Source organism: Aldersonia kunmingensis (assembly GCF_001646865.1).
In the GTDB taxonomy this organism is placed as follows: domain Bacteria; phylum Actinomycetota; class Actinomycetes; order Mycobacteriales; family Mycobacteriaceae; genus Aldersonia; species Aldersonia kunmingensis.
Genome location: NZ_LRRB01000179.1, coordinates 49,654 through 70,615 on the forward strand (window position 1 = coordinate 49,654; position 20,962 = coordinate 70,615).

Here is a 20,962-nt window from a genome sequence, read left to right on the forward strand (position 1 = left end):
ACTTCAGGATAGGGGCGCTGCCGGTGGTGACGCCCGGCCTCGATCCTCGGGCTCACCTGGCTTCACCGCGGACGAGCCTTCCGCGGCACTTTCGGCCTCGAGTTCCTCGTCGGGATCCCGCGCCATCAGCGAGCGAATCGCGGTGTTGAGCATTGCGACCAACGGGACAGCGACCAGTGCGCCCGGGATGCCGGCCAGCACGAGACCGACGGTGATGGACAGCACGACGGCGAGCGGGTGAATCCGCACCGCCCGGCCGAGCATGAGCGGCTGCAGCACATGCCCTTCCAGCTGCATGACGCCGACGATGATGCCCAGCACGATCAGCGCCGTCACGAAACCCTTGGTGACCAGCGCAATGAAAACCGCGATGAACCCGGTTAAGAAGGCACCGATGATCGGAATGAACGCACCGATGAAGATGAGGGACGCGAGCGGTAGCGCGAGCGGAACACCGAGGATCGCAAGTCCCGCACCGATACAGATGGCATCCACTGCGGCAACGGCAACGGTCGCCCGCACGAATCCGACCAGCGTGCCGAAGCCGAGAACGCCTGCGGTCCGAACCTTGGCCCGGGTCTGCATCGGAACGATCCTCGTGACGAACTCCCAGATCTGGGCGCCGCCGTAGAGGAAGAAGATCAGCGTGAACAGCGTGAGCAGAGCGCCGGTCGCGACCTCACCGATCACGGTGGCCGTGGTGAGCGCGCCGCTGGTCAACTCCTCCTGATTCGAATTGATCGCCTTCACGATCGAATCGCCCGCGCGGTGGATCTGGTCCTCGGACAGATTCAGCGGCGGTCCGGTGAGCCAGTCCTGAATCTCGCTGATGCTGTCGGTGAACTTCTCGCTGAGCTCGGGCAACCCCCGGATGAACTGATCGACGACGAAGGTCAGGACGCCCGCGACGATCCCCATCGTGACGACGATCGCGATGAGCACCGCGATCGAGCGCGGCACCCGCCGCCGATTCATCCAATCGACGGAAGGAACGAGCAGCGCGGAGATCATCAGCGCGATCGCGACAGGGATGATGACGGTGGACAGCCGCTCCAGGGCAAGTGCGAGACAAATCACCAATGCGAAGATCACGAGCAATCGCCAGGCCCACTCGGCCCCGACTCGTACCAGCGGATGTACCGAATCCGCAGGCGAGCGGCGTTCTGCGCCGCTGCCGGTCGCGTCAACGCTCACCCGCGCGAGCGTATCCGCAACCGCACGCTCCGTACGTGGATTGACTGTGCCGACCGCTAAATTGGTCTGCGTGTCGGCGCCACTAGAAGCGGTCAAACAGACCATCCAAACGCGCTGGCCTATCTATATGGCTTCGATGCTGTTGGCGAACGGCTTCGGCGCGGTGCTTTCCTACGCCTTCATCCGCTACGGCCTGCCGATTCCGCGCACGTCGGAGTACATCGAATACCGCGGCACCAACATGGTCGTGTTCATCCTGGTGCTCGCAGCGGGTGGGCTCATCAGCCTCGCTGTCTCGGCCTGGATGCTCAAACCGGTCGTCCGCTGGCAGTTGCGCGGCGGTGCACCGACCAAGCAGGAACAGATGGCGGCACTGCACGCGCCGCTGCGGCAGTCGATCGTCCACCTCATCCTCTGGGTGGTCGGCGGCGCGATCATCTCCGGGCAGATCATCGCGATCGAGCCGGAACTCGGCCTGGCCGTGGTCATCACAGTGGCGATGGCCGCGACCATTGTGTTCGGCTTCTCCTACATGCTCGGCGAACGCATCCTGCGCCCGGTCGCCGCGGACGCGCTCGCCTCAGGTGACTTCGACCGCACCCTCACCCCTGGCGTGGGCACCCGGATGGCACTGACGTGGGGCCTGGGCACGCTCGCACCGACCACCGGCATCGTGTTGCTGTGCGCCACGCAGCTTTCTACCGATCTGCAGTTCTCGGCGAACTCGCTGGCGGTCGCGATCCTGCTGCTGTGCGGCCTTGTTGTCATGCAGGCGCTCGCGCTGTCGATGCTCACTGCCTCCAGCATCTCGGACCCGATCCAGCAGCTGTCCACGGCGATCGAGGCGGTCCAGGGCGGCGAGGACGACGTGCAGGTCGAGGTGTTCGACGGCTCCGAGATCGGCCGGCTGCAGGTCGGCTTCAACCGCATGATGGAGGAGGCGTCCGAGCGCCGCGCTCTGCAGGAACTATTCGGCCGGCATGTCGGTGAGGACGTCGCCCGGCGCGCGCTGCAGTACGGCACGGAACTTGGCGGTGAGACGCGGTTCGTCGCCGTGCTGTTCGTCGACCTGGTCGGATCTACCGCTACCGCCGCCGAACGTCCCCCGGCCGAGGTCGTCAGCCTGCTCAACGAGTTCTTCCGGGTCGTGGTCGAGGTAATCGACGAGCACCACGGGTTCATCAACAAGTTCATGGGAGACGCAGCGCTCGCGATCTTCGGTGCGCCACTGGACCGCCCGGACGCACCGACCGCCGCGCTTTCCGCCGCTCGCGATCTGCGCGAACGCCTAGCGCAAGTAACCGAATTGGATATGGGCATCGGCGTTTCCGCGGGCCTCGTCGTCGCAGGCAATATCGGTGCCGCCAATCGCCTCGAGTACACCGTCATCGGCGATCCGGTGAACGAGGCATCACGCCTGACCGAGCTCGCCAAGTTGCGGCCGAGCCGGGTCCTCGCGTCGAGCAGCGCCCTCTATTTCGCCGACGAATCCGAGCAAAACCTGTGGGAACTCGGCGAAGAGGTGCAGCTGCGGGGCCGTCGACGCAACACGCAACTCGCGTGGCCCGTCGCCGGTAGTGAATGACAAAAGCTTCGTTAGTTAGTCTGACAGCGTGGGACAGCGCGAAACGGAATCGTCGCCGACGGTCCGTATTCGGCAGCGAAGTCGCTTCTGGTGGGCCAAGTGGGCCGCCGGGTTTGCGCTGCTCGCACTTCTTGCTGGTGAGGGCGTCTACCTCTGGCCCCGGCTGCACGAGTCCTGGCGGGCACTGACCGAGATCCACTGGGGCTGGCTCGCGCTTTGCGTATTCGCACAGGCGGTCTCACTGAGCTCCTACGGCCGGATGCAGAAACAGCTGCTGCACGCCGGCGGCGTCGAGGTCACCCAGCGCACCTCCGACTCGGTGATCTACGCCAGCACCGCGATGTCGGTAACCCTGCCTGCGGGCCAGGTGTTCTCCACCGCCTTCAGCTACCGCGCGTTCCGCCGCTGGGGTGCCAGCCCGGTCGTCGCCTCGTGGGAACTGGCCATCTCCGGTGTGATCGCCGCCGCCGGTCTCGCCCTGATCGGCATGTGCGGCGCTCTGCTCGTCGGCAGCTCGGTGAATCCCGCGATGCTGATCGCCTCGGTCGGCGCGGTCATCGCGCTCGTCTGGGCGGGTCACTACGCGTCGAACAACCCCCGGTCGCTGGAATCAGCGGCCCGATGGGCGGTCGCCCGGTACAACCGGATGCGCAAGAAGGCCGCAAACGAGGGCATGGACAAGGTGCGCGAGGTCATCGCGCAGGTCGAGTCCGTCGATCTAGGCACGAAGGACGGCTTGCTGACGGCGCTCTGGGCGTTCGGCCATCGCTTCGGCGATATCGCCTGCCTTGCCGCCGCTTGCTATGCGGTCGGTGCCGACCCGCGCCTTTCCGGCCTGCTCATTACCTACGCCGTGGGCAAGGCGGTCGGCACGATTCCGTTCGCCCCGGGCGGTCTGGTGCTGGTCGACGCAACGCTGATCGCCACACTCACCTCGACCGCCGGGCTCACCGCGCCACAGGCCATCGCGTCGGCATTCGTCTACCGCGGGGTGAGCTTCATCCTCGTCGCGATCGTGGGCTGGATCGTGTTCCTCATCCTGTACCGCCGCAAGCAGCACGAGGATCTCGAGTACGACCTCGAGATGGAACAAGCCGAGGCGCGCGAGCTGCGCCGGCAGTCCGAAAGCTGAACGCCCGCAGCTATCTGTGACCCTCTGATATACATATCCCGGTCGTTGTGGGGTGAATCACACCGGGAGGGTCATGCCGAGTCGGGTCGCTATCGCGCGAATCGCAGCCGCGGCGTTCACATTCGGACTCGGAGCGGCGATTCTTTCCGCCCCAGTAGCGACCGCGGCGCCGCCGACGACGACGACTTGGCTGTGCCACCCCGGCATCGCCGCGGACCCATGCGATCTGCCGCAGGACACGACCGACCTGAACACCGGCCTCGTCTCCACGCCGCCCCCAATCGCCGAGGCGGACAAGCCGGTGGACTGCTTCTACGTCTATCCGACGGTCACCGATCAGATCGCGCTGAATGCCGACCGCACCGCCCAGCCTGAGGTGCAGTCCATTGCGAGCTATCAGGCCGCACGGTTCAACAACCAATGCCGCGTGTTCGCGCCGGTATATCGGCAGATGACGCTTACCCCGGGACTGGCAGCGGCCATCATCGATCCCGCGGTCGCACCGACCGCCTATTCCGATGTCCTCGCCGCGTGGAACGACTACCTCGCGCACGACAACAATGGCCGCGGCGTCATCTTCATCGGCCATTCTCAGGGAACGATGATGCTGCGCAAGCTGATCCGCGAGCAGGTCGATCCCAGCCCCGAGGTGCGCAGCCGCATGGTCGGCGCGTTCCTGATGGGGGGCAACGTGGCGACAGCCAGGGGCAGCGACGTCGGCGGCGACTTCGCGAACATCCCGGTGTGCACTCGCCCGGGCCAGGCGGGGTGTGTCGTGGCGTACTCGACCACGCAGACCGGCCTGCTGCCGGGCGTATTCGGCAACTCTCAACTCGATCTGCTCTCTCGCCTCATGGGATTGCCCTCGGGCCCGGCGTTCCAGATCGCATGCACCGACCCGGTGATGATCAGTGGCGACCCCCGCCCGGTCGGCCTGACCGTGCCGAGCGCGCCATACAACTTCGGCATCATCTCCGTGCTGCTCGACTACACCTCGTTCCCGTCGGGCCCGCCGCGATCCGCGTCGACGTGGACCACCAGCGCCCAGCGGGCCACTGGCAGTTGCGTCGATACGAACGGTTTCCGCATGTACGAGTTCCACATCATCGGACCGCACGCGGTGAACGAGCTGCCGCTCATGGGGGCGCATCTGGTCGACGTGAACCTCGGCTACGACCGCCTCGTGAACATCGCGGGCCAGCAGACAAGGAGCTGGCTCGCTGCGAGGTAGGGCGCTCCGCAGGCTCCGCTCCGCACAGTGATCGGCGTCACGCCAACGAACGGGAATGACACCTCCAGGCAGATCGTTGCGATAGCTAGTTGAACTTGCAACTAAATTCTTGGAGGCTCGCATGACCAGCACCACCACCATCCCCGCCCTCGCCGCAGGCACCTGGACCATCGATGCCAGCCACTCCAGCGTTGGCTTCTCCGTTCGCCACCTGATGGTCAGCAAGGTTCGTGGCCGCTTTACCGAGTTCGGCGGCAAGATCGTCATCAACGAGGACGGCACCGCGAGCGCCGAGGCCGAGATCAGCGTCGAGTCGGTCACCACCGACAACGAGCAGCGCGACGGCCACCTCAAGACCGCAGACTTCTTCCACGCCGCCGACTTCCCGAAGGCCACCTTCAAGTCCACCGGCTTCCGCGTCGTCAATGGCGACTTCGTCGTCGACGGCGAGTTCACCATTCGCGGCGTCACCCGCCCGGTGTCGCTCGAGGTCGAGTACCTCGGCACCAACCCGGGCATGGGCCACGGCCCGGTCGCCGGCTTCGAGGCCAAGACGGTCATCAACCGCAAGGACTTCGGCCTCAGCATCGACATGCCGCTCGAGGGCGGCGGCGCGGTGATCGGCGACAAGATCACCCTCACCCTCGAGGTCGAGGTCGGCCAGCAGGCCTGATCTCCCGACAGACCCGGGACGGTGGCACAACGTCGGCCACCGCACCCGATTCGGCACCCGCAGCGGACCGGCGACCCGGACCGCGCGGGTGCCGTTTTGTCTGGGCACCGTAGTGTCGGTCGACGTGAAGAAGTTCGTCGTTCCTGCGGTCGTCGACGTCATCCTGGTCATGGTGTTCTGCGCCATCGGCCGGCGCAGTCACGAGGAAGCCAACGCGATCGCCGGACTCGCCAGCACCGCGTGGCCGTTCCTTGGCGGGCTTATCGCGGGGTGGGTCGCCGCGCTGCGACTGCACGCAGATCCCGTCGGCCTGTACCCCTTCGGCGTGTCCGTCTGGTTCGGCGCGGTGGCCGGCGGGATGGTGCTGCGGGTGATCGGCGGGCAGGGGACCGCCTTCAGCTTCATCATCGTCGCCTCGATCGTGCTCGCGATCTTCCTGCTCGGCTGGCGCGCCATCGCGGCGTTGGTCTTGCGCCGGCGGATGGCTGGAAAGGGCGCGGCGTAGCCACAGGTGGTGGCAGAGTTGGCGTATGGCCGAGTCTGCCGATACGACGACGCCGCATCGCGAACGTGACACGCGCTTCTTCGGACAGCCGCTGCCGCTCGCGAATCTTTTCGGCGTCGAGATGTGGGAACGCTTCTCGTTCTACGGGATGCAGGGCATCCTCATCTACTACCTCTACTACTCCGCCGCCGATGGCGGCCTTGGCATCTCCGAGGCCTCCGCGACGAGCATCGTCGGCGCATACGGCGGAACGGTCTACCTCTCCACGATCGTCGGGGCGTGGATCGCCGACCGATTAATCGGCTCGGAACGCACGCTGTTCTACAGCGCGATCGTCATCATGGCCGGGCATATCGCGCTCGCGATCTTGCCCGGGCTTGCCGGAGTCGGCGTTGGCTTGGTCCTGGTCGCATTCGGCAGCGGTGGCCTGAAAGCCAACGCGACCTCGATGGTGGGCGAGCTGTACGACGCAGACGACGAGCGCCGTGACGCCGGATTCTCGTTGTTCTACATGGGCATCAATATCGGCGCGTTCGTCGGCCCGCTGCTCACCGGTCTGGTACAGGACAACATCGGCTTCCATGCCGGCTTCGCCCTCGCGGCAATCGGTATGGGGATCGGCCTCACGCAGTACACCATCTTCCGCAGCCAACTCAAGGATGTCGGCGCCCATCCGTCGAACCCGCTGCCACGCAACGAGCTGTCGCGCTGGATCTGGATCGCCGTCGCCACGGTCGCGATCATCGTCATACTCGCCGTGCTCGGCATCATCACAGCAGGAAACCTGTCCGAGTGGGTCACCGGCGTGACAGCGGCCGCGGCCGTCGGCTACTTCGTGCTCATTCTGACCAGCCGCAATATCACCCGCGTCGAACGCAGCCGGGTCATTGCCTTCATCCCGATGTTCGTTGCCAGCGCGGTGTTCTGGTCTCTGTTTCAGCAGCAGTTCACCACCGTTGCCGAGTACTCGGACAAGCAGCTCGACCGCAACCTGTTCGGTTGGGAGTTCCCGGCGTCGTGGGTCCAGTCGATCAACCCGGTCTTCATCATTATTTTTGCAGGCGTGTTCGCCTACATCTGGCAGGAACTCGGAGACCGGCAGCCGAGTTCGCCGATCAAGTTCGCCTGCGGCACCGGGATCATGGGTGTGGCGTTCCTGTGCTTCATCCCGTTCTCCGGCGGCGGACCCAACAGCACACCGCTGATCGCACTCGCCGGAATCTTGCTGCTGTTCACGTTCGCCGAACTGTTCCTCTCCCCGGTCGGGCTTTCGCTCGCGACCAAGCTGGCCCCGGAGAAGTTCCACACGCAGATGGTTGCGCTGTTCTTCCTCTCGGTGGCGCTCGGCAGCTCGATGGCAGGCACGCTCGGTGGCTACTACAACACCGAGGACGAGGTGCCCTACTTCCTCGCGGTCGGCCTCGCCTCGATCGCCACCTCGGTCATCATGGTGCTGATGACCCCGTGGATCCGGAAGATGATGGTGGGCGTGCACTAGCCGGAACCTACGATCAGCAGCCCAACAGAGCCGTAGCCGTCCGAGGCCGATTCGCACTCGGACGGCTACTGCGTTTGTGGCGGGTTACTGGGCAGCGGGGTGGTCGAATGCGCGCAACATCCGCGCGGCCACCTTGACCGCCATGTCACTGCCGTCGACATCCTCGACATAGACCGCGAACGCCATGTCGCCGCGCTGCCCGATCAACCATCGGTCGTCGCCGCTTGCTGCCGGGAATCCGATCGCATCGCCATAGCCACGCAGACCGGCGTAGTCGGGATTCGCCGCGGCACCTCGCATCATGCCGCGCAGCCGGTCAACCACGTCCGGTCGAATCGGCTCGAGCGGCGCCGCGGTGGTGGCCGGCTGGCCCATCGCGATCATCGGCATCGGCGTCGAACCGCGTGCGATCGACGCCGCGACCAGCGCCATGCCGAATGGGCTGACCTGCGGTTCCTCCGACCTGTTGGCGTCCCGGCGCACTTGCTCCATGCCCTTCCCGGCGTTCGGCATCCGCCCGGTGGTCTCCTCCAGGCCGGGGATCGCGAAGTCCACCCCGAGCCCGAGCGTCGATGCGGCCTCGGCTAGGTCCTCAGGCGAAACATCCTTCGGTGCAACACCTTTCATCACAGCGGCGGCGTTTCGCACCAGCTCGAGGTTCTCCCCGGCAGGGAAAAGGCCGGTGAAGGCGATCGGGCCGATCTCGTTTGCCTGGCTGTTCTGCGCCACAGCGAGCAGCGCTCCACTCGACGGCTGAATCGCGACGATGGCGGCGGGGGTACCCACGCTGACCGCCGCCTCCTCGGCGGCAAGTTGCATCCGAACGTCGAGCGTAGATGTGATGTCGGGTCCGGGCGGGCCCTGGTAACCGGCCGTCTGCGTCGGCGGCGCACCGTCGGGCGTGCTGATGTGGACGGCCCAACCCGCGGTCGCGTCCCGGTTGGCCTGCCAGACATTGCGCAGCGGATCGAGGAGTGGCGAGACGATACGGCGGTCGGCCGAGATCAGCTTGGGTTGCTTCTCCAGCACGACACCCGGAATGGGCGCCATGTCGGGTTCGAGAATTTCGAAGTCTGCCTCGCGCAGATTGACTGCGGTGATCGACCCGCCATCGGCCGCGGCGATATCGGCCATCAGGCTGGGTCCGGTGATCAACGGGGCCACCACCTCGATGACCTTCGCGAGCGCGTTCGTCGACGCGACCGGATCAGGCGCACGCGACGCGTCGAACTTGACCGCGTTGATGACCTGTTCGGTCATCAGCGGACCGCCGCCGATATCGCGGACCACAGGTGCCGGCGCGTCGGTGCGGACAAGGTTGACAGTGCGATCGCCACCGAGACCGGGCATCACCGCGCCCGGGTCCCACGACACGCGCCAGCCCACCGCCAATTTGTGGATGCTGGCCTGGGTGCTGTAGTTCCAATCCTTACCGTCACCGAAATGCCACTTGGCGTCCATGGTGAAGAAGCCGGACTCGTCGTCCAGCGGAATGTATTGGCTTACCTGATAGTCCACCTTCTCGGCATGCATTCCGTCGAATATCTGGCCGAGGGTGGCGGCGGCTGCATTCGGGTAGGACGTCAGCGCTCCGGCAGCATCGGCATCGCTGTCGTCGAGGGCGGCGGCAAACTTATCTGCCAGCGCTTCCGGATCGCTCGTATCGGTGGCACACGAGGCGAGCGTGACACTCAGTGCAGCAACCGCGCCGGCGACCGCAAATGTGCGCAAGCGGCGGCGGAGGGATCCCTGGTAACCCATGTCGACAATCTCCATCTTTGTCGCGATTACAACAAGCACGCCGACCCTACGATGCAATTACGATATCGCCACGGTTCTCCGATATGCCCTGCGCGAGTGGCGGGTACGGCCCAACCACGGCATGATGCGCACCCGGGTCGCGGCGCGTTTATCGGAGCTTCATACCGCTGTGCCCGAATCGGCCGCGCGACGAGAGGTGCTGTGGCCCATCCCGGTTCGGCGCCCAGCGGCGGATCCGCGCCTGCACTGCTAACGGGAAGCACGCAGGAACCGGCCGGCAGCTTCGAGCGCCGGTGCGGACGATCCGGCGTCGGAGACGAACACGGCGAAAGCCAGGTCCCCCTGGACTCCGACGAACCAGCCGTGCGCGTGGGTGTTGTCGCCGAACTCCGCCGTGCCCGTTTTCCCGATCAGGCCGGGAATGTCCTTCAGCGTGGTCGCGGTGCCAGCCGAAACCGTTTCGCCCATCATCGATCTCAACTGCTCCGCGACGCCCGGCGGCAACGCCGGCGGTGTACGATCGGCAACCCCCGGCTCCCCGGTGATCATCGTCGGCGCGGGGACCGACCCACGCGCGATCGAGGCTGCCACCAGCGCCATGCCGAACGGCGATGCGGTCACCCTGCCCTGCCCGATGCCGGACTCGACGCGAGCCGCGGCGCTGTCGGCGCGTGGCACCGAGCCGGTGACCGTGGTCAAGCCGGGTGTCACGTAGTCGACGCCCAGCCCGAGCTGGGCGGCGGTGTTCGTGAGCGCATCGGGTGCGAGCCCGACCGCGAGCCGCGCGAGCGTCGTGTTGCACGACCGCGCGAATGCGGTGTGCAGCGGAACCGCGCCAAGTTCGAAGTTCTCGTCGTTCGGGATCTGACGTCCCTCGATGTTTTCCGTTCCCGGGCAGGGCAGGACCGTATCGGGCGTGACCGCCCCGCCCTCGAGCGCTGCCGTCGCGGTGACTGTCTTGAAAGTGGAGCCAGGTGGGTACAAACCGGTGAGCGCGATCGGCCCCTGCTGGTCCGCGGGTTGGTTTTGCGCGACCGCGAGTACGTCACCCGTCGACGGCTGCAGCGCCACGATCGCGGCTGCCTGCGGGATCGGCGCGAGCGCGGCTTCGGCGGAACGCTGCAGCCGGACGTCCAGCGTGGTCGGTATGTCCTGCGTCGGCTGCGGATCCCCGCCGACCAGGCCGCGCGTGGCGGCCTCGTCGTTCACTGCCTGCACGGTCCACCCCGCGGCGGCGTCGTTGGACTCCTGCCACTTCTGGGCGACATCGTTCAGGGTCGGCGAGGACAGTTCCCGGTCGACCGTGAGCAGCCTGGTCTGCTTCGCCAATGTCACTCCCGGCATCGCCATGAGCGCGGGTTCGACCGCCGTCAGGTCCGATTCACGCAGCGTGATCGCCGTGATCGGCTTGCCCTGCGCGCCGGCCAGGTCCGACTGCAGCGACGCCGCTGTCACCCCGAACGGCGCCAGCACTGCGGCGACCCCAGCGGCGTCGGCGGTCGGATCCACCTGCACCAGCGTCACAACCTGCTGAGACATCAGCTCGCCACCCGTGCGGTCGAGCACGCGCGCCGGCGTCGGATAGACGGGCGCGAACTGCAGCGTTTCCTCCGCGGTCAGGCCGGGCGCGAGCAGCGACGGATCCCAATGGATGAGCCAGTCTTCATCGGGCTGCGACGCCTGGCCCGCGGTTTGGTAGTTCCATTGCTTGTCGCCGGCGAGCTTCCATTGCGCGTCCAGCTTGAACTCGCCCGAACTCCCGTCCCGCGAGGACTCCGCGACCGTGAACGTGCCGTCGGTGCCGAGTGCATCGAACATCTGCTGCAGCGCAGCAGTCGCCGCGGACGGATTGTCTGTGAGCGCGGCGGCCGCGGCCACGTCGTCGTTGTTCACGGCTTCCGCGTACTGCTCGGCGACAGTCTGAGGCTGATCCGGCCCGAATGGGTTACAGGCGGTGGTAATTGCGGCGGCGAGCACGAGGACGGCGGGGGCAGCGACACGTCTGGCGTTGGGCACCCAATCGATCATGCCCGAGACATTGCCCAAAGTTCGGGCGTGCCTAACCCCGACCGATTGACCAGTGGATCCACATTCCCCGTTGCATAAATTGCGGTGTAATCTTGTAATCGTTCTTACAAGACAAGGAGGCAGCCATGCGCCACCAACCACGAGGGCGAGGATTCGGCCGGCCGGGCGGCTGGCAGCAGGCCGATGTGCCCGATGCCGGGGACGCCGCCGATTGGTTCGCCGGACGCCTGCCCGACGACTGGTTCGCCGGTCCGGCAATCGTCGAAGTCGACCGCGAGGAGATCGTGGTCATCGGTGAACTGCCCAAACCCGCCGAGGGTGACTCCGAGGCCGAAGCCACCGTTCAGGGCCGCATTGCACGGTTCCGGGAAACCACCCGGCCGCAGCGGATGCAGATTGCCGACGAGGCCGAAGCCCGCTACGGGCGCAAGGTCGCCTGGGGTGTGGCGGTCGACGGCACACACACGCTGTTCACCCATCTCGCTGTGCCGGTCATGACTCGGCTGCGCCAGCCCGAGCGCAAGGTGCTCGACACGCTCGTCGACGCCGGCGTAGCGCGATCCCGCGCGGATGCGCTGGCCTGGACCGTGCGACTGGCCGGTGAACACGCGCAGGAGTGGCTGGACGAACTGCGCGCGGCGATGTCGAAGGTGGACGACTTGCGGTCGGAGGGCCCGCAACTCTGAGCGGAGTGCGAGACAAATTACGTTGCGCACGGCAGCAGGGCGCCGATACCGTGGAAGCGTCTTGTTGTCGACGATCGGATCGAAGGTTGCTCATTCAGAGGTAACGCTCGCGCGGCCCGCATGATGCGCGCTGCTCTCGTTCACACCTCTGGAGCACTCGTGTCCACAATTTCCCTCTCCGATCTGTCCTTCATCTGGCCGGACGGCTCCGCAGTCTTCGACGGCCTCGACGCCGTATTCCCGAGCGGCACCATCGGTCTGGTCGGGCGCAATGGCACCGGCAAGTCCACGCTGTTGCGGCTCATCGCACAGGAACTGCGCCCGTCCCGCGGTTCGGTCACGGTGACCGGACGGCTGGCCTACCTGCCGCAGGACCTCACCATCCGCACCGACCTACCGATCGATCGCGTGCTCGGCATCGAGAACAAGCGAAAAGCTTTGCACCGCATCGAATCCGGCACGGGAACCGACGACGATTTCGACCTCGTCGGCAGCGACTGGGACATCGAGGAACGCGCCGTCGCGCTGCTCGGCAGTCTGGGCCTTGGCCATCTTGTGAGCGGCCCGGACGATCTCGATCGGACCGTGGCCAGCATGTCGGGCGGCGAAACCACGCTGCTCGGCCTGTCCGCGCAGCTGCTCACCGAGCCTGATGTGCTACTGCTCGACGAGCCCACCAACAACCTTGATCTCGTTGCCCGCCAACGCCTCTACGACGCAATCTGGGCGTTCGCGGGGGCCGTCGTCGTGGTCAGCCACGACCGCGCGCTGCTCGACCGGTGCGACAGCATCGCCGAATTGCGCAGGGGTTCCTTGCGAATGTTCGGCGGCAATTTCACGAACTACGAGGCGATTGTCGCCGCCGAACAGGAGTCGGCCCTCGCCGCGGTGCGAGACGCACGCAGCGATGTGCGGCGCCAAAGCCGCGAGCTGGTCGAGGCACGCACCAAGCTCGACCGCAGACAGCGCTACGGGCGAAAGATGGCCGAGCAGAAACGAGAGCCGAAAATCGTGATGGGCCTGCGCAAGATGGCGGCCGAGGAGTCAGCCGGGAAGCTCCGCAACACTCACATCGAGCGACTCGAGTCGGCGCGCGAGAGCCTGTCCGACGCGCAGAATCAGGTTCGCGACGACCGCGAAATTCGCGTCGATCTGCCGGATACACAGGTGCATCCGGGTCAGCTCGTGATCGAGCTCGAGCCACGCACGTTGTTGCCGGGCGGGCCGGAGGTCTCGCTGAAGGTGCACGGACCCGAGCGCATCGCGCTCATTGGACCCAATGGCATTGGCAAGACGACCCTGCTCGATGCCATCGCCGCCGCACCGCCGCGGGTGCCGTGGAAGCTGCTGCCTCAGCGTCTCGACATCTTCGATCCGGGATTGTCTCTGGTAGACAACGTCGCTCTCGCCGCGCCGCATCGGGACGCCGAGCAGATCCGGGCGAGCCTGGCCCGCTTCCTGTTTCGAGGCGCGGACGGTGACGCGCTCGCGTCGACACTGTCCGGCGGTGAACGCCTGCGCGCCGCGCTGGCAATGCTGCTGAGCGCCGAACCTGCGCCGCGGCTGCTGCTGCTCGACGAGCCGACCAACAACCTGGACCTGCCCAGCCTCGCGCACCTTACCCAGGCACTTTCCGCATTCCGGGGCGCGCTCATGGTGGTGAGCCACGATGTCGACTTCCTGCGCGAGGTCGGGCCGACGCGGTGGTTGGAGCTGTCGCCGGACGGCCTGATCGACGTCTACCCGCGCTGAGCCGGGCAGACTTGGCGGCATGCGCACGGCAGTGAACCCGACCGATGGGGTCCGCATCTCCTACGAGACCTTCGGCGATGGGCCCCCGCTGCTGCTCGTGCACGGCAGCGTCCTGACCCGCGCGATCTGGCGTGCCTACGGTTATGTCCGCGCGCTCAAAGCGGACTACCGGCTGATCCTCGTCGATCTGCGAGGGCACGGGCGCAGCGATAAGCCGCACGACCGGGCGTCGTACCGGATCGAGCGGGTCGTCGAAGATCTGCTCGCGGTGCTCGACGACCTCGAGCTGTCCCGGGCCGACTGCTTCGGCTACTCGTTCGGGGCCCGCGCCGCGTTGTCCCTTGGAATGGCGGCTCCCGATCGGGTCGACAAGCTGGTGCTCGGCGGGGGTAGCCACCGCCATCGCGACGGCGTGTGGAACAAACTGTTCTTCCCCGGCTGTGTGGAGGTGCTCGAGGCGCAGGGGTGGGACGCATTCCTCGCGGACTGGGAGCGCGCGAAGGGGACACCGGTCGATTCGGGTACGCGCGCGGTGCTGGCCGCCAACGATCCCGCCGCGATCGTCGCCTATTTCCGCGAGACCGAGGCGATGCCCGGAATTCCCGATGCCGCGCTGAGCACCGTGAGTACGCCGGCGCTGTGGTTGGCCGGTTCGAACGATCCCGGCCGGCTCGCCGACTCCCGCGACGCCGCCGGTCTCATGCCGCACGCCGAGTGCCACGCGATCGAGGGATACGACCACGGCACGACGCTCGCCGCGACCGAGCAGATCCTTGATCTCGTCCGGCCGTTCCTCCGCGACCGATAACCATCCGCTCGAGACCGGGTCGGGTTGCTACCGTTTCCGTCATGGCAGACCGGCGTCCGATCCTCGTCCTCAACGGACCGAACCTGAACATGCTCGGGACTCGTCAGCCCGAGGTGTACGGATCCGCGACGCTCGACGACGTGATCGACCTGTGCAAGCGGACCGCCGGCAAGCACGGACTGGCGATCGAGCATTTCCAGTCGAACTCCGAGGGCGCGATCATCGACCGCATTCATCAGGCCCGCGGGCGGGAATCAGCCATCGTCATCAACCCCGGCGGGCTGACCCACACCTCGGTCGCGCTGCGCGATGCGCTCGTCATCCCCGAGGTGCCGATCGTCGAGGTGCACATCAGCAACGTGCACGCGCGCGAGGAATTCCGGCATCATTCATTTGTCTCACCAATTGCTACTGCGGTCATTGCGGGACTTGGAGTCCAGGGATACGCCGCAGCGATCGAATTTCTCGCGCTGCGCGACTGAAGCACAGCTTCACGACGAAATCTCAGGGTGTTTGCCGGAAATTTGCCCATTTTCTGTCACGGCCCCCTCGGCGAGCACTACATTGGGACCACAACTCCCATCCCCTCATCTCCAGAGGTTTCGCCATGGCGCGTCGAATCCGTTTTCCCGGCGTTCGCTACAGCACGGCACTGGGGGCAATTTCGTTACTTACCGCAATTACGCTCGTCACTCCGGCCCCGGCGACCGCACAGGTCATGGCTGGGACAATATTCGCCGCGACACCCGATAATTTGGTCGCCATTCCACCCGGCGGCGGAGTTCCCAACAGGATCGCCGGTCAGGCCGTTGATATTGCGATCGACGGTGACACCGTCTACTACACCGAATGGGGTGCCATCGGGAGCGTCCGCTCAGTTCCCGCGAACGGCGGCATTCCGCAGATCGTCCAGACCGATCTTTCCTGGCCCACCGGCGTCGCGGTGGCCGGCGGCGACCTGTACGTCGCCACCACCGACGGCATCGTCTCGGTACCGACCGGCGGCGGAATTCGCCGGCCCGTGGCACCGCTTCCCGACCCGTTCACGATCGTCGGCCTCGCGATCGCCGGCGATACGCTGTTCGCCTCGAGCGGGCACAAGGTGTACTCGGTGCCATTGCGTGGCGGCCTGCTCACCCAGGTCTATGACGCAGGCGGAAACGTCCTCACCGCCGGCATCGCCGTGTACAACGACCGGCTCTTCATCGCCCAGATGAGGGTGAAGACAACGGGCAATGTTGTGTCGATTCCGCTGCGCGGCGGACAGCCGGTCGAGGTCGCGGGAAATCTGGACAACCCGCGCGGCGTCGCGGTCGACAGCAGCGGCGTCTACGTCAGCGAACTGGGCAAACAAATCGTCGCGACCTGTGGCGGCAATTCCCGTGTGCTCGCGCGAGGCGACTTCCTCGAGGGCCTCGAGGTCGCCGGCGCTTCGACCGGCGCCACCGGTTCCTCGGACCGGGCGAACACCCCGGGCAGCGCAGGTTCCTCCGATCGGGACGGTTTCCTGTTCGGCACCGGATCGGCGGGCGGCCTCGGCCTGCCCGGCATCCCTGGTACACCGGGTGACACCGGCTCCTTCGGCGGCACCGGCTCGGGTGGCATCAACGGATTGCTCGGCCTGCCCTGCTGACCGAACCCATATCGCTGGCTTAGCGTTGTAGGTGCGGTACCGACGGCAAGCCCCGACGTGTGAGGAGTCCGCGATGGCGAAGATCAATCAGGGACGCTGGACCGCCGATTACGACGGCGACGTGGTCGTCTTCATCATCGGGACGCGACTGCCCTCGCCGTGGCACCTGGTGACGTGGTTCCGCGATCTCGGCGGCCTCCGCGGTATGCAGCACATGCTCAAGTACCTCTCCGAGCACCCGGAGAAGGGCCTGCTCGGCTACAACCTGCTCGGTCTGACAAACGTGCAGTACTGGCGTTCCTTCGAGGATCTCGAGGCATTCGCGCGCGACACCGAGAATCCGCATGCTGCGGTCTGGCGCAACTACTGGAAACGCGTCGGCAAAAGCACCCGCAGCGGGATCTGGCACGAAACGTACCGGGTGCGCGCGGGCGAATACGAGACGATCTACGGAAATATGCCTGCGCATGGCCTCGCGAAGGCAACCGGCGCTCGTCCCATTGCAGCGGGAATGGGTGCACGCAGCCGAATGCGGCGGAAAGTCAGCTGACAGGAGCGGAGCCTGCGGAGCGACCAATGACTCAGCCGCGCGCAAGCTCCGCGCCGACCGCGCGCAGCAGTTCATCCGCGTTCGCCATCGACCGGGCGGAATCCGGCTCGAGCTCGGCCAGCGTGCGTAGACCCGCGAAACCCGCTGCGCGCACCTCACTTTCGGCGAGCAGGCTGCGGCCCGCGACGACCAGCACCGGCACACCCGCCCGCCGAGCAGCGGCGAGGACCCCGACCGGGGCCTTACCGTGCATCGTCTGTTCGTCGATCGAGCCCTCCCCGGTGACCACGAGATCGGCGCCTGCCACGATGTCGTCGAAGCCGATCAGTTCGAGCACCATGTCGATCCCGGGCCGCGACGACGCGCCGAGTGCCGCGACCGCACCGAAACCCGTACCGCCCGCGGCTCCCACGCCCGGAACCTGCGATACATCGGAACCCGTTGCCGCCGTGACGATTCCACCCCAGTGCATCATGGCCGACTCGAGGGTCCGCAACTCGTCCGGAGACGCGCCCTTCTGTGGGCCATAGACGAACGTGGCGCCGCGCGGACCCAGCAGCGGATTGTCGACATCACATGCGAGCACCACGTGCGCCGACTGCACGCCCGGGTGCAATTCGGTCAGGTCGAGCGAGGCCGCGCCGAGCAGGGGCCCGCCACCGCGCCCGACCGCTACCCCCGTCCTGTCGAGAATTCGCGCGCCGAGCGCGGCCAGCATGCCTGCCCCGCCGTCTGTCGAGGCACTGCCGCCCAACCCGATGACAAGTTCGGTCGCGCCCATATCGAGCGCATGCGCGATCAGCTGACCGAGCCCGAAGGTACTGGCGCCCAGTGGATCCGCGTGCCCATTCGGTAAGGCGACGAGCCCGACTGCAGCGGCGAGTTCCAAGACCGCGGTCCGGCCGCTTGTCGCGTATCGCGCAGGATGCGCGACCCCGGTCGGCCCGGCCACCTCGACCTGGACCGGCGACCACCCGGCCGCGACAAACGCATCAACGGTTCCATCGCCACCATCGGCGATCGGCACCTCGACGACGTCCCAATCTCGTTGCACGCCAAGGATTCCCGCAGCCACGGCGGATGCCACACCCGCCGCGCTCAGTGAGCCTTTGAACTTGTCGGGCGCGACGATGATGCGCATGGGTCAGGCCGGGGGCGGCAGTGGCGCCTCTTCGGCGTGGCTGATCGGGACCACACCGGAATCGAGATAGGTCATGACCGCATCGTCCACGGCATCGTTGCCGCTGGCGAACAGGCCATGGTCACCGCCGCCGACCGTGACCAGCGAGCCGCCGAGCGCGGCGGCCATGGCCGGCCCACCGGGGTACGGGGTCGCGCCGTCACGACGACTCTGCAGCAGAATCGGCGGAGTCTCCAGCTTGTCGCCGGTGAGCGCCACCGGCTTCGTGACCGGCTTCCAACTCGCGCAGTCCATTCCGGCGCGCACGAGGTCGGCGCGGGCATCGAGTGAGTCGCCACCAGAGGCAAACTTCGTCATCGCTTGGCCCAGCATCTCCGGCCGGGCCGGGATGGCGTTCTCGTTGCAGGTCACCGCGGACAGCACGTGCGCGTTCGCGGCGTCGAGCGGAAGCCGATCCGCAATGGCCCGGATGGCGTCGGTATTCCCCGGGTCGGTGACCGCCTTGGACAACGCCGCCGCGAAGACGGGCCATGAGGCGCGCGAGTAGCTCGCGAGTCCCGTCGCCGCGAGGACGGGCACGGTCGCGGATGCACCGGAGGTAAAGGTGCGCACCACATTGCCAATGCGCTCGATCTGTTCCCGCGAGCCGGTGAACCCGGTGCGCACGATGTCGCCGAGCGCCTCGGGCAGCGAGGTGGGCCTGTCGGCGATACTCACCGGTGGGGTGGCGAGGTTGGCGTACCAACCGCCACCTTCTCGTTCCACCATCCGCTGCCAGGCGTCCTGCACTGCGCGGGCCGTATTGCCAAGGCCGTAAACGTTGTCGTGCTTGCCGATCCAGGCGAACATGTCGTGGTAGCGATCGCCGCGTGCGGACTGCTGCTGCGCGAACAGCTCGGTCCACACCCATTCAGGGTCAACGTTGGAGTCGAGAATCATCTTGTCCACGTGCTCACCGAACAGCGACGCGTACACCGCGCCGAGATAGGTGCCGTAGGACAGGCCCCAGTAGCTGATCCGGTTGAGCCCGAGCGCGGCGCGCACGGCATCCATGTCCCGCGCGGTGTTCTCGGTGGTGATCGTGTCCAGGTAGCCGGGTTGGTTTGCGGCGCAGCGGTCGCGCAACGACGCACGCGGGGCCGTGACATCCGGGGCCCCGGCCTGCTCGCCGGTCGGGTTCGCATCGCAGTGCAGCGGCGTGGACCAGCGCAGGCCGCGCGGTTGCACGGCGTACCTGTCGTAATGGTCGGCGATCTCGGCGGGCAGCCCCTCAGCGCGGCTGGCCCAGTAGCCGAGCACGTCGGCTCCCGGTCCGCCCGGGTTGACGAACATAGCGCCGCGGCGGTTGTCGTTCGCCCGGATCCGGCTAACCGTCACCTCGATCTTGGGACCAGCCGGGTTTCGGTAGTCCATCGGGACCGACGTCGTGGCGCACTTCGTGCCGCTGTCCGGGTCGATGTTGAGCTCGGACGGGCAGTCATCGAACTTCAGTCCGACCGGGGCCGCCGTCGACGTTGCCGTGCCCGCTCCCGCAGCGATGAATACTGCCGCGCCCATGACAGCGAACGCCTTTGCCGGCTGTGTGGCCCGCAACCCAGCACCAGAGTGCGTCATGTCACCCTTCCCCACCGCATGCACCTCGCCGGGTGCACAGTCTCGGAGAGACAGTACCGTGCAGCCATGGATACGCGAGTCGAGCACAACACCGACCTGCGGCGCTTCGAGATCTACGCCCATGACCAACTCGCAGGTTTCGCGACCTACGAGGAGGCGGGCCCGAACCGCGCCTTCGTGCACACCGAAATCTATTCGCAGTTCGAAGGTATGGGCCTGGCGAAGCAGCTGATCCGCGCGGCGCTCGACGCAACGCGTGAGGAAGGGCTCGGGGTGCTTCCGTTCTGCCCATTCGTCCACCGCTTTGTGTCGAAGGACAAGGAGTACCTCGCGCTGGTCCCGACCTGGGCGCGCGAGCGGCTGAACCTGCCCGCCGAGTAGTTCGTCAGTACAGCTTGACCGCGCCGTCGAGAGCGTCCTGCATGTGTTCCTTCACCAGCCGGGTGATCTCGGCCGGTTTGGTGGGGAACTCCGTAATCGGATTGCCGAAGTAGTAGCTGGCCGATTTCACATCCTCGCCGTTCGGCCCGTAGGACAGGCCGACGAAGAGCAGCGCCGGCTCGACGCCGAGCTTGCGAGCGCGGAAAACGATATGCCCGATGCCGCTGCCGATCGGCTGCACCTGCGAGACGTCCTCGTGGTTGATCGTTCCCTCGGGGAAGATCGCGAGATCGTCGCCGCGCGACATGCGGGTCGCGCACACATCCATCATCTGCTGACCTGCCGCGCTCACCGCCCGTACGCCGTGGTTCTTGCCTCGGAACACCGGGATCGCTCCCATCATCTCCACACGGCGGCGCTGCTTGGGATCGATGAAGAGTTCGTCCTTGGCCAGAACCCGCACTTTCCCGATGATCGGGCGCAGCGGGCTGCGCCACGCAGCGGCTGCCAGCGTGTACGGGTCCTTCTCCGACAGGTGGTTCACCGAGATCACCAGGCGACGGCCCGATGCAACCAGGCTCTTGAGCTGTTCCTTCGCGCCGTCGGCGTAGGAAATCCGGGGATGGAACCGGCGGCCGAGAATCGCGTAAGCGGCCAACGCTTGGATACGGTTCTGCCGATGTCGGAGGTAGTACTCGTATACCTCGTCGCTGTTTTCGAGTAGGACTTCCGGAGCCGCCATACCGGGGACTTTACGGACTGCCGGGGCACAGCGCGCGGGACATTACCG

The 20,962-nt window shown here is 66.5% G+C and carries 19 protein-coding genes; 13 read left to right on the top strand and 6 right to left on the bottom strand.

What is annotated here, in order from left to right; all coding sequences use genetic code 11:
• Window positions 1-3: 3 nt before the first annotated feature.
• The gene (locus tag A8G08_RS13490) at window positions 4-1,194 is read right to left on the bottom strand and encodes an AI-2E family transporter (protein ID WP_068274722.1); all 1,191 of its coding nucleotides are present in this window, start codon (window positions 1,192-1,194) and stop codon (window positions 4-6) included.
• A gap of 127 nt (window positions 1,195-1,321) precedes the next feature.
• Between A8G08_RS13490 and A8G08_RS13495 the strand changes: the two genes are divergently transcribed.
• The 6 genes from A8G08_RS13495 (at window position 1,322) to A8G08_RS13520 (ending at window position 7,818) form a co-directional block, all read left to right on the top strand.
• Window positions 1,322-2,779 (top strand): adenylate/guanylate cyclase domain-containing protein, encoded by a 1,458-nt coding sequence (locus A8G08_RS13495; protein WP_068274673.1) that lies wholly within the window; start codon window positions 1,322-1,324, stop codon window positions 2,777-2,779.
• Window positions 2,780-2,807: 28 nt separating this feature from the next.
• Window positions 2,808-3,911 carry a lysylphosphatidylglycerol synthase transmembrane domain-containing protein gene (locus A8G08_RS13500; protein WP_068274677.1) on the top strand — a complete coding sequence of 368 codons (1,104 nt, stop codon included), beginning with the start codon at window positions 2,808-2,810 and terminating at the stop codon, window positions 3,909-3,911.
• 73 nt (window positions 3,912-3,984) lie between these two features.
• The gene (locus tag A8G08_RS13505; RefSeq protein WP_068274679.1) at window positions 3,985-5,142 is read left to right on the top strand and encodes a DUF3089 domain-containing protein; all 1,158 of its coding nucleotides are present in this window, start codon (window positions 3,985-3,987) and stop codon (window positions 5,140-5,142) included.
• Between the two features lie 121 nt (window positions 5,143-5,263).
• A complete protein-coding gene (locus A8G08_RS13510) occupies window positions 5,264-5,815 on the top strand; it encodes a YceI family protein (protein ID WP_068274682.1) in 552 nt (183 codons plus the stop codon).
• Between the two features lie 124 nt (window positions 5,816-5,939).
• Window positions 5,940-6,320, top strand: a complete 381-nt coding sequence (locus tag A8G08_RS13515) for a DUF3054 domain-containing protein (protein ID WP_068274725.1) — start codon at window positions 5,940-5,942, stop codon at window positions 6,318-6,320.
• A gap of 25 nt (window positions 6,321-6,345) precedes the next feature.
• A complete protein-coding gene (locus A8G08_RS13520; RefSeq protein WP_068274685.1) occupies window positions 6,346-7,818 on the top strand; it encodes a peptide MFS transporter in 1,473 nt (490 codons plus the stop codon).
• A gap of 84 nt (window positions 7,819-7,902) precedes the next feature.
• Here A8G08_RS13520 and A8G08_RS13525 read toward each other — a convergent pair whose 3' ends face one another.
• A complete protein-coding gene (locus tag A8G08_RS13525) occupies window positions 7,903-9,579 on the bottom strand; it encodes an NTF2-like N-terminal transpeptidase domain-containing protein (RefSeq protein WP_187344466.1) in 1,677 nt (558 codons plus the stop codon).
• Window positions 9,580-9,828: 249 nt separating this feature from the next.
• Complete coding sequence (locus tag A8G08_RS13530) at window positions 9,829-11,607, bottom strand: penicillin-binding transpeptidase domain-containing protein (RefSeq protein WP_068274730.1); 1,779 nt, start codon at window positions 11,605-11,607, stop codon at window positions 9,829-9,831.
• 125 nt (window positions 11,608-11,732) lie between these two features.
• Between A8G08_RS13530 and A8G08_RS13535 the strand changes: the two genes are divergently transcribed.
• From A8G08_RS13535 to A8G08_RS13560, 6 genes are all read left to right on the top strand, one after another.
• A complete protein-coding gene (locus A8G08_RS13535; RefSeq protein ID WP_068274687.1) occupies window positions 11,733-12,293 on the top strand; it encodes a hypothetical protein in 561 nt (186 codons plus the stop codon).
• A gap of 123 nt (window positions 12,294-12,416) precedes the next feature.
• Complete coding sequence (locus A8G08_RS13540) at window positions 12,417-14,045, top strand: ABC-F family ATP-binding cassette domain-containing protein (protein ID WP_068274733.1); 1,629 nt, start codon at window positions 12,417-12,419, stop codon at window positions 14,043-14,045.
• 19 nt (window positions 14,046-14,064) lie between these two features.
• Window positions 14,065-14,853, top strand: coding sequence for an alpha/beta fold hydrolase (locus tag A8G08_RS13545; protein WP_068274691.1), 789 nt, complete (start codon window positions 14,065-14,067; stop codon window positions 14,851-14,853).
• Between the two features lie 41 nt (window positions 14,854-14,894).
• Window positions 14,895-15,335, top strand: coding sequence for a type II 3-dehydroquinate dehydratase (gene aroQ / locus A8G08_RS13550; protein WP_068274694.1), 441 nt, complete (start codon window positions 14,895-14,897; stop codon window positions 15,333-15,335).
• A 236-nt stretch (window positions 15,336-15,571) separates the two neighbouring features.
• Window positions 15,572-16,486, top strand: coding sequence for an NHL repeat-containing protein (locus tag A8G08_RS13555; protein ID WP_157108559.1), 915 nt, complete (start codon window positions 15,572-15,574; stop codon window positions 16,484-16,486).
• Window positions 16,487-16,559: 73 nt separating this feature from the next.
• The gene (locus A8G08_RS13560) at window positions 16,560-17,036 is read left to right on the top strand and encodes a monooxygenase family protein (RefSeq protein WP_068274699.1); all 477 of its coding nucleotides are present in this window, start codon (window positions 16,560-16,562) and stop codon (window positions 17,034-17,036) included.
• 31 nt (window positions 17,037-17,067) lie between these two features.
• On the opposite strand, the gene A8G08_RS13565 is transcribed toward A8G08_RS13560, so the two are convergent.
• Complete coding sequence (locus A8G08_RS13565) at window positions 17,068-18,177, bottom strand: glycerate kinase (protein ID WP_068274702.1); 1,110 nt, start codon at window positions 18,175-18,177, stop codon at window positions 17,068-17,070.
• A gap of 3 nt (window positions 18,178-18,180) precedes the next feature.
• Window positions 18,181-19,791, bottom strand: a complete 1,611-nt coding sequence (locus A8G08_RS13570; RefSeq protein WP_068274737.1) for an alpha/beta hydrolase — start codon at window positions 19,789-19,791, stop codon at window positions 18,181-18,183.
• A 66-nt stretch (window positions 19,792-19,857) separates the two neighbouring features.
• On the opposite strand from A8G08_RS13570, the gene A8G08_RS13575 reads away from it, so the two are divergent.
• A complete protein-coding gene (locus tag A8G08_RS13575; RefSeq protein WP_068274705.1) occupies window positions 19,858-20,172 on the top strand; it encodes a GNAT family N-acetyltransferase in 315 nt (104 codons plus the stop codon).
• A gap of 4 nt (window positions 20,173-20,176) precedes the next feature.
• Here the strand turns inward: A8G08_RS13575 and A8G08_RS13580 are convergent, their stop codons facing one another.
• Window positions 20,177-20,914 carry a lysophospholipid acyltransferase family protein gene (locus tag A8G08_RS13580; protein WP_068274707.1) on the bottom strand — a complete coding sequence of 246 codons (738 nt, stop codon included), beginning with the start codon at window positions 20,912-20,914 and terminating at the stop codon, window positions 20,177-20,179.
• Window positions 20,915-20,962: the final 48 nt, after the last annotated feature.

Excerpts from the sequence above, each read along its gene's own strand:
- A8G08_RS13510 (WP_068274682.1), top strand. The coding sequence starts at position 5,264 with ATGACCAGCACCACCACCATCCCCGCCCTCGCCGCAGGCACCTGGACC.
- A8G08_RS13535 (WP_068274687.1), top strand. The coding sequence starts at position 11,733 with ATGCGCCACCAACCACGAGGGCGAGGATTCGGCCGGCCGGGCGGCTGG.
- A8G08_RS13540 (WP_068274733.1), top strand. The coding sequence starts at position 12,417 with ATGCGCGCTGCTCTCGTTCACACCTCTGGAGCACTCGTGTCCACAATT.
- aroQ (WP_068274694.1), top strand. The coding sequence starts at position 14,895 with ATGGCAGACCGGCGTCCGATCCTCGTCCTCAACGGACCGAACCTGAAC.
- A8G08_RS13525 (WP_187344466.1), bottom strand. The coding sequence starts at position 9,579 with ATGGGTTACCAGGGATCCCTCCGCCGCCGCTTGCGCACATTTGCGGTC.
- A8G08_RS13565 (WP_068274702.1), bottom strand. The coding sequence starts at position 18,177 with ATGCGCATCATCGTCGCGCCCGACAAGTTCAAAGGCTCACTGAGCGCG.
- A8G08_RS13570 (WP_068274737.1), bottom strand. The coding sequence starts at position 19,791 with ATGACGCACTCTGGTGCTGGGTTGCGGGCCACACAGCCGGCAAAGGCG.
- A8G08_RS13555 (WP_157108559.1), top strand. The coding sequence starts at position 15,572 with ATGGCTGGGACAATATTCGCCGCGACACCCGATAATTTGGTCGCCATT.
- A8G08_RS13545 (WP_068274691.1), top strand. The coding sequence starts at position 14,065 with ATGCGCACGGCAGTGAACCCGACCGATGGGGTCCGCATCTCCTACGAG.
- A8G08_RS13580 (WP_068274707.1), bottom strand. The coding sequence starts at position 20,914 with ATGGCGGCTCCGGAAGTCCTACTCGAAAACAGCGACGAGGTATACGAG.
- A8G08_RS13520 (WP_068274685.1), top strand. The coding sequence starts at position 6,346 with ATGGCCGAGTCTGCCGATACGACGACGCCGCATCGCGAACGTGACACG.
- A8G08_RS13560 (WP_068274699.1), top strand. The coding sequence starts at position 16,560 with ATGGCGAAGATCAATCAGGGACGCTGGACCGCCGATTACGACGGCGAC.
- A8G08_RS13505 (WP_068274679.1), top strand. The coding sequence starts at position 3,985 with ATGCCGAGTCGGGTCGCTATCGCGCGAATCGCAGCCGCGGCGTTCACA.
- A8G08_RS13530 (WP_068274730.1), bottom strand. The coding sequence starts at position 11,607 with ATGATCGATTGGGTGCCCAACGCCAGACGTGTCGCTGCCCCCGCCGTC.
- A8G08_RS13575 (WP_068274705.1), top strand. The coding sequence starts at position 19,858 with ATGGATACGCGAGTCGAGCACAACACCGACCTGCGGCGCTTCGAGATC.
- A8G08_RS13495 (WP_068274673.1), top strand. The coding sequence starts at position 1,322 with ATGGCTTCGATGCTGTTGGCGAACGGCTTCGGCGCGGTGCTTTCCTAC.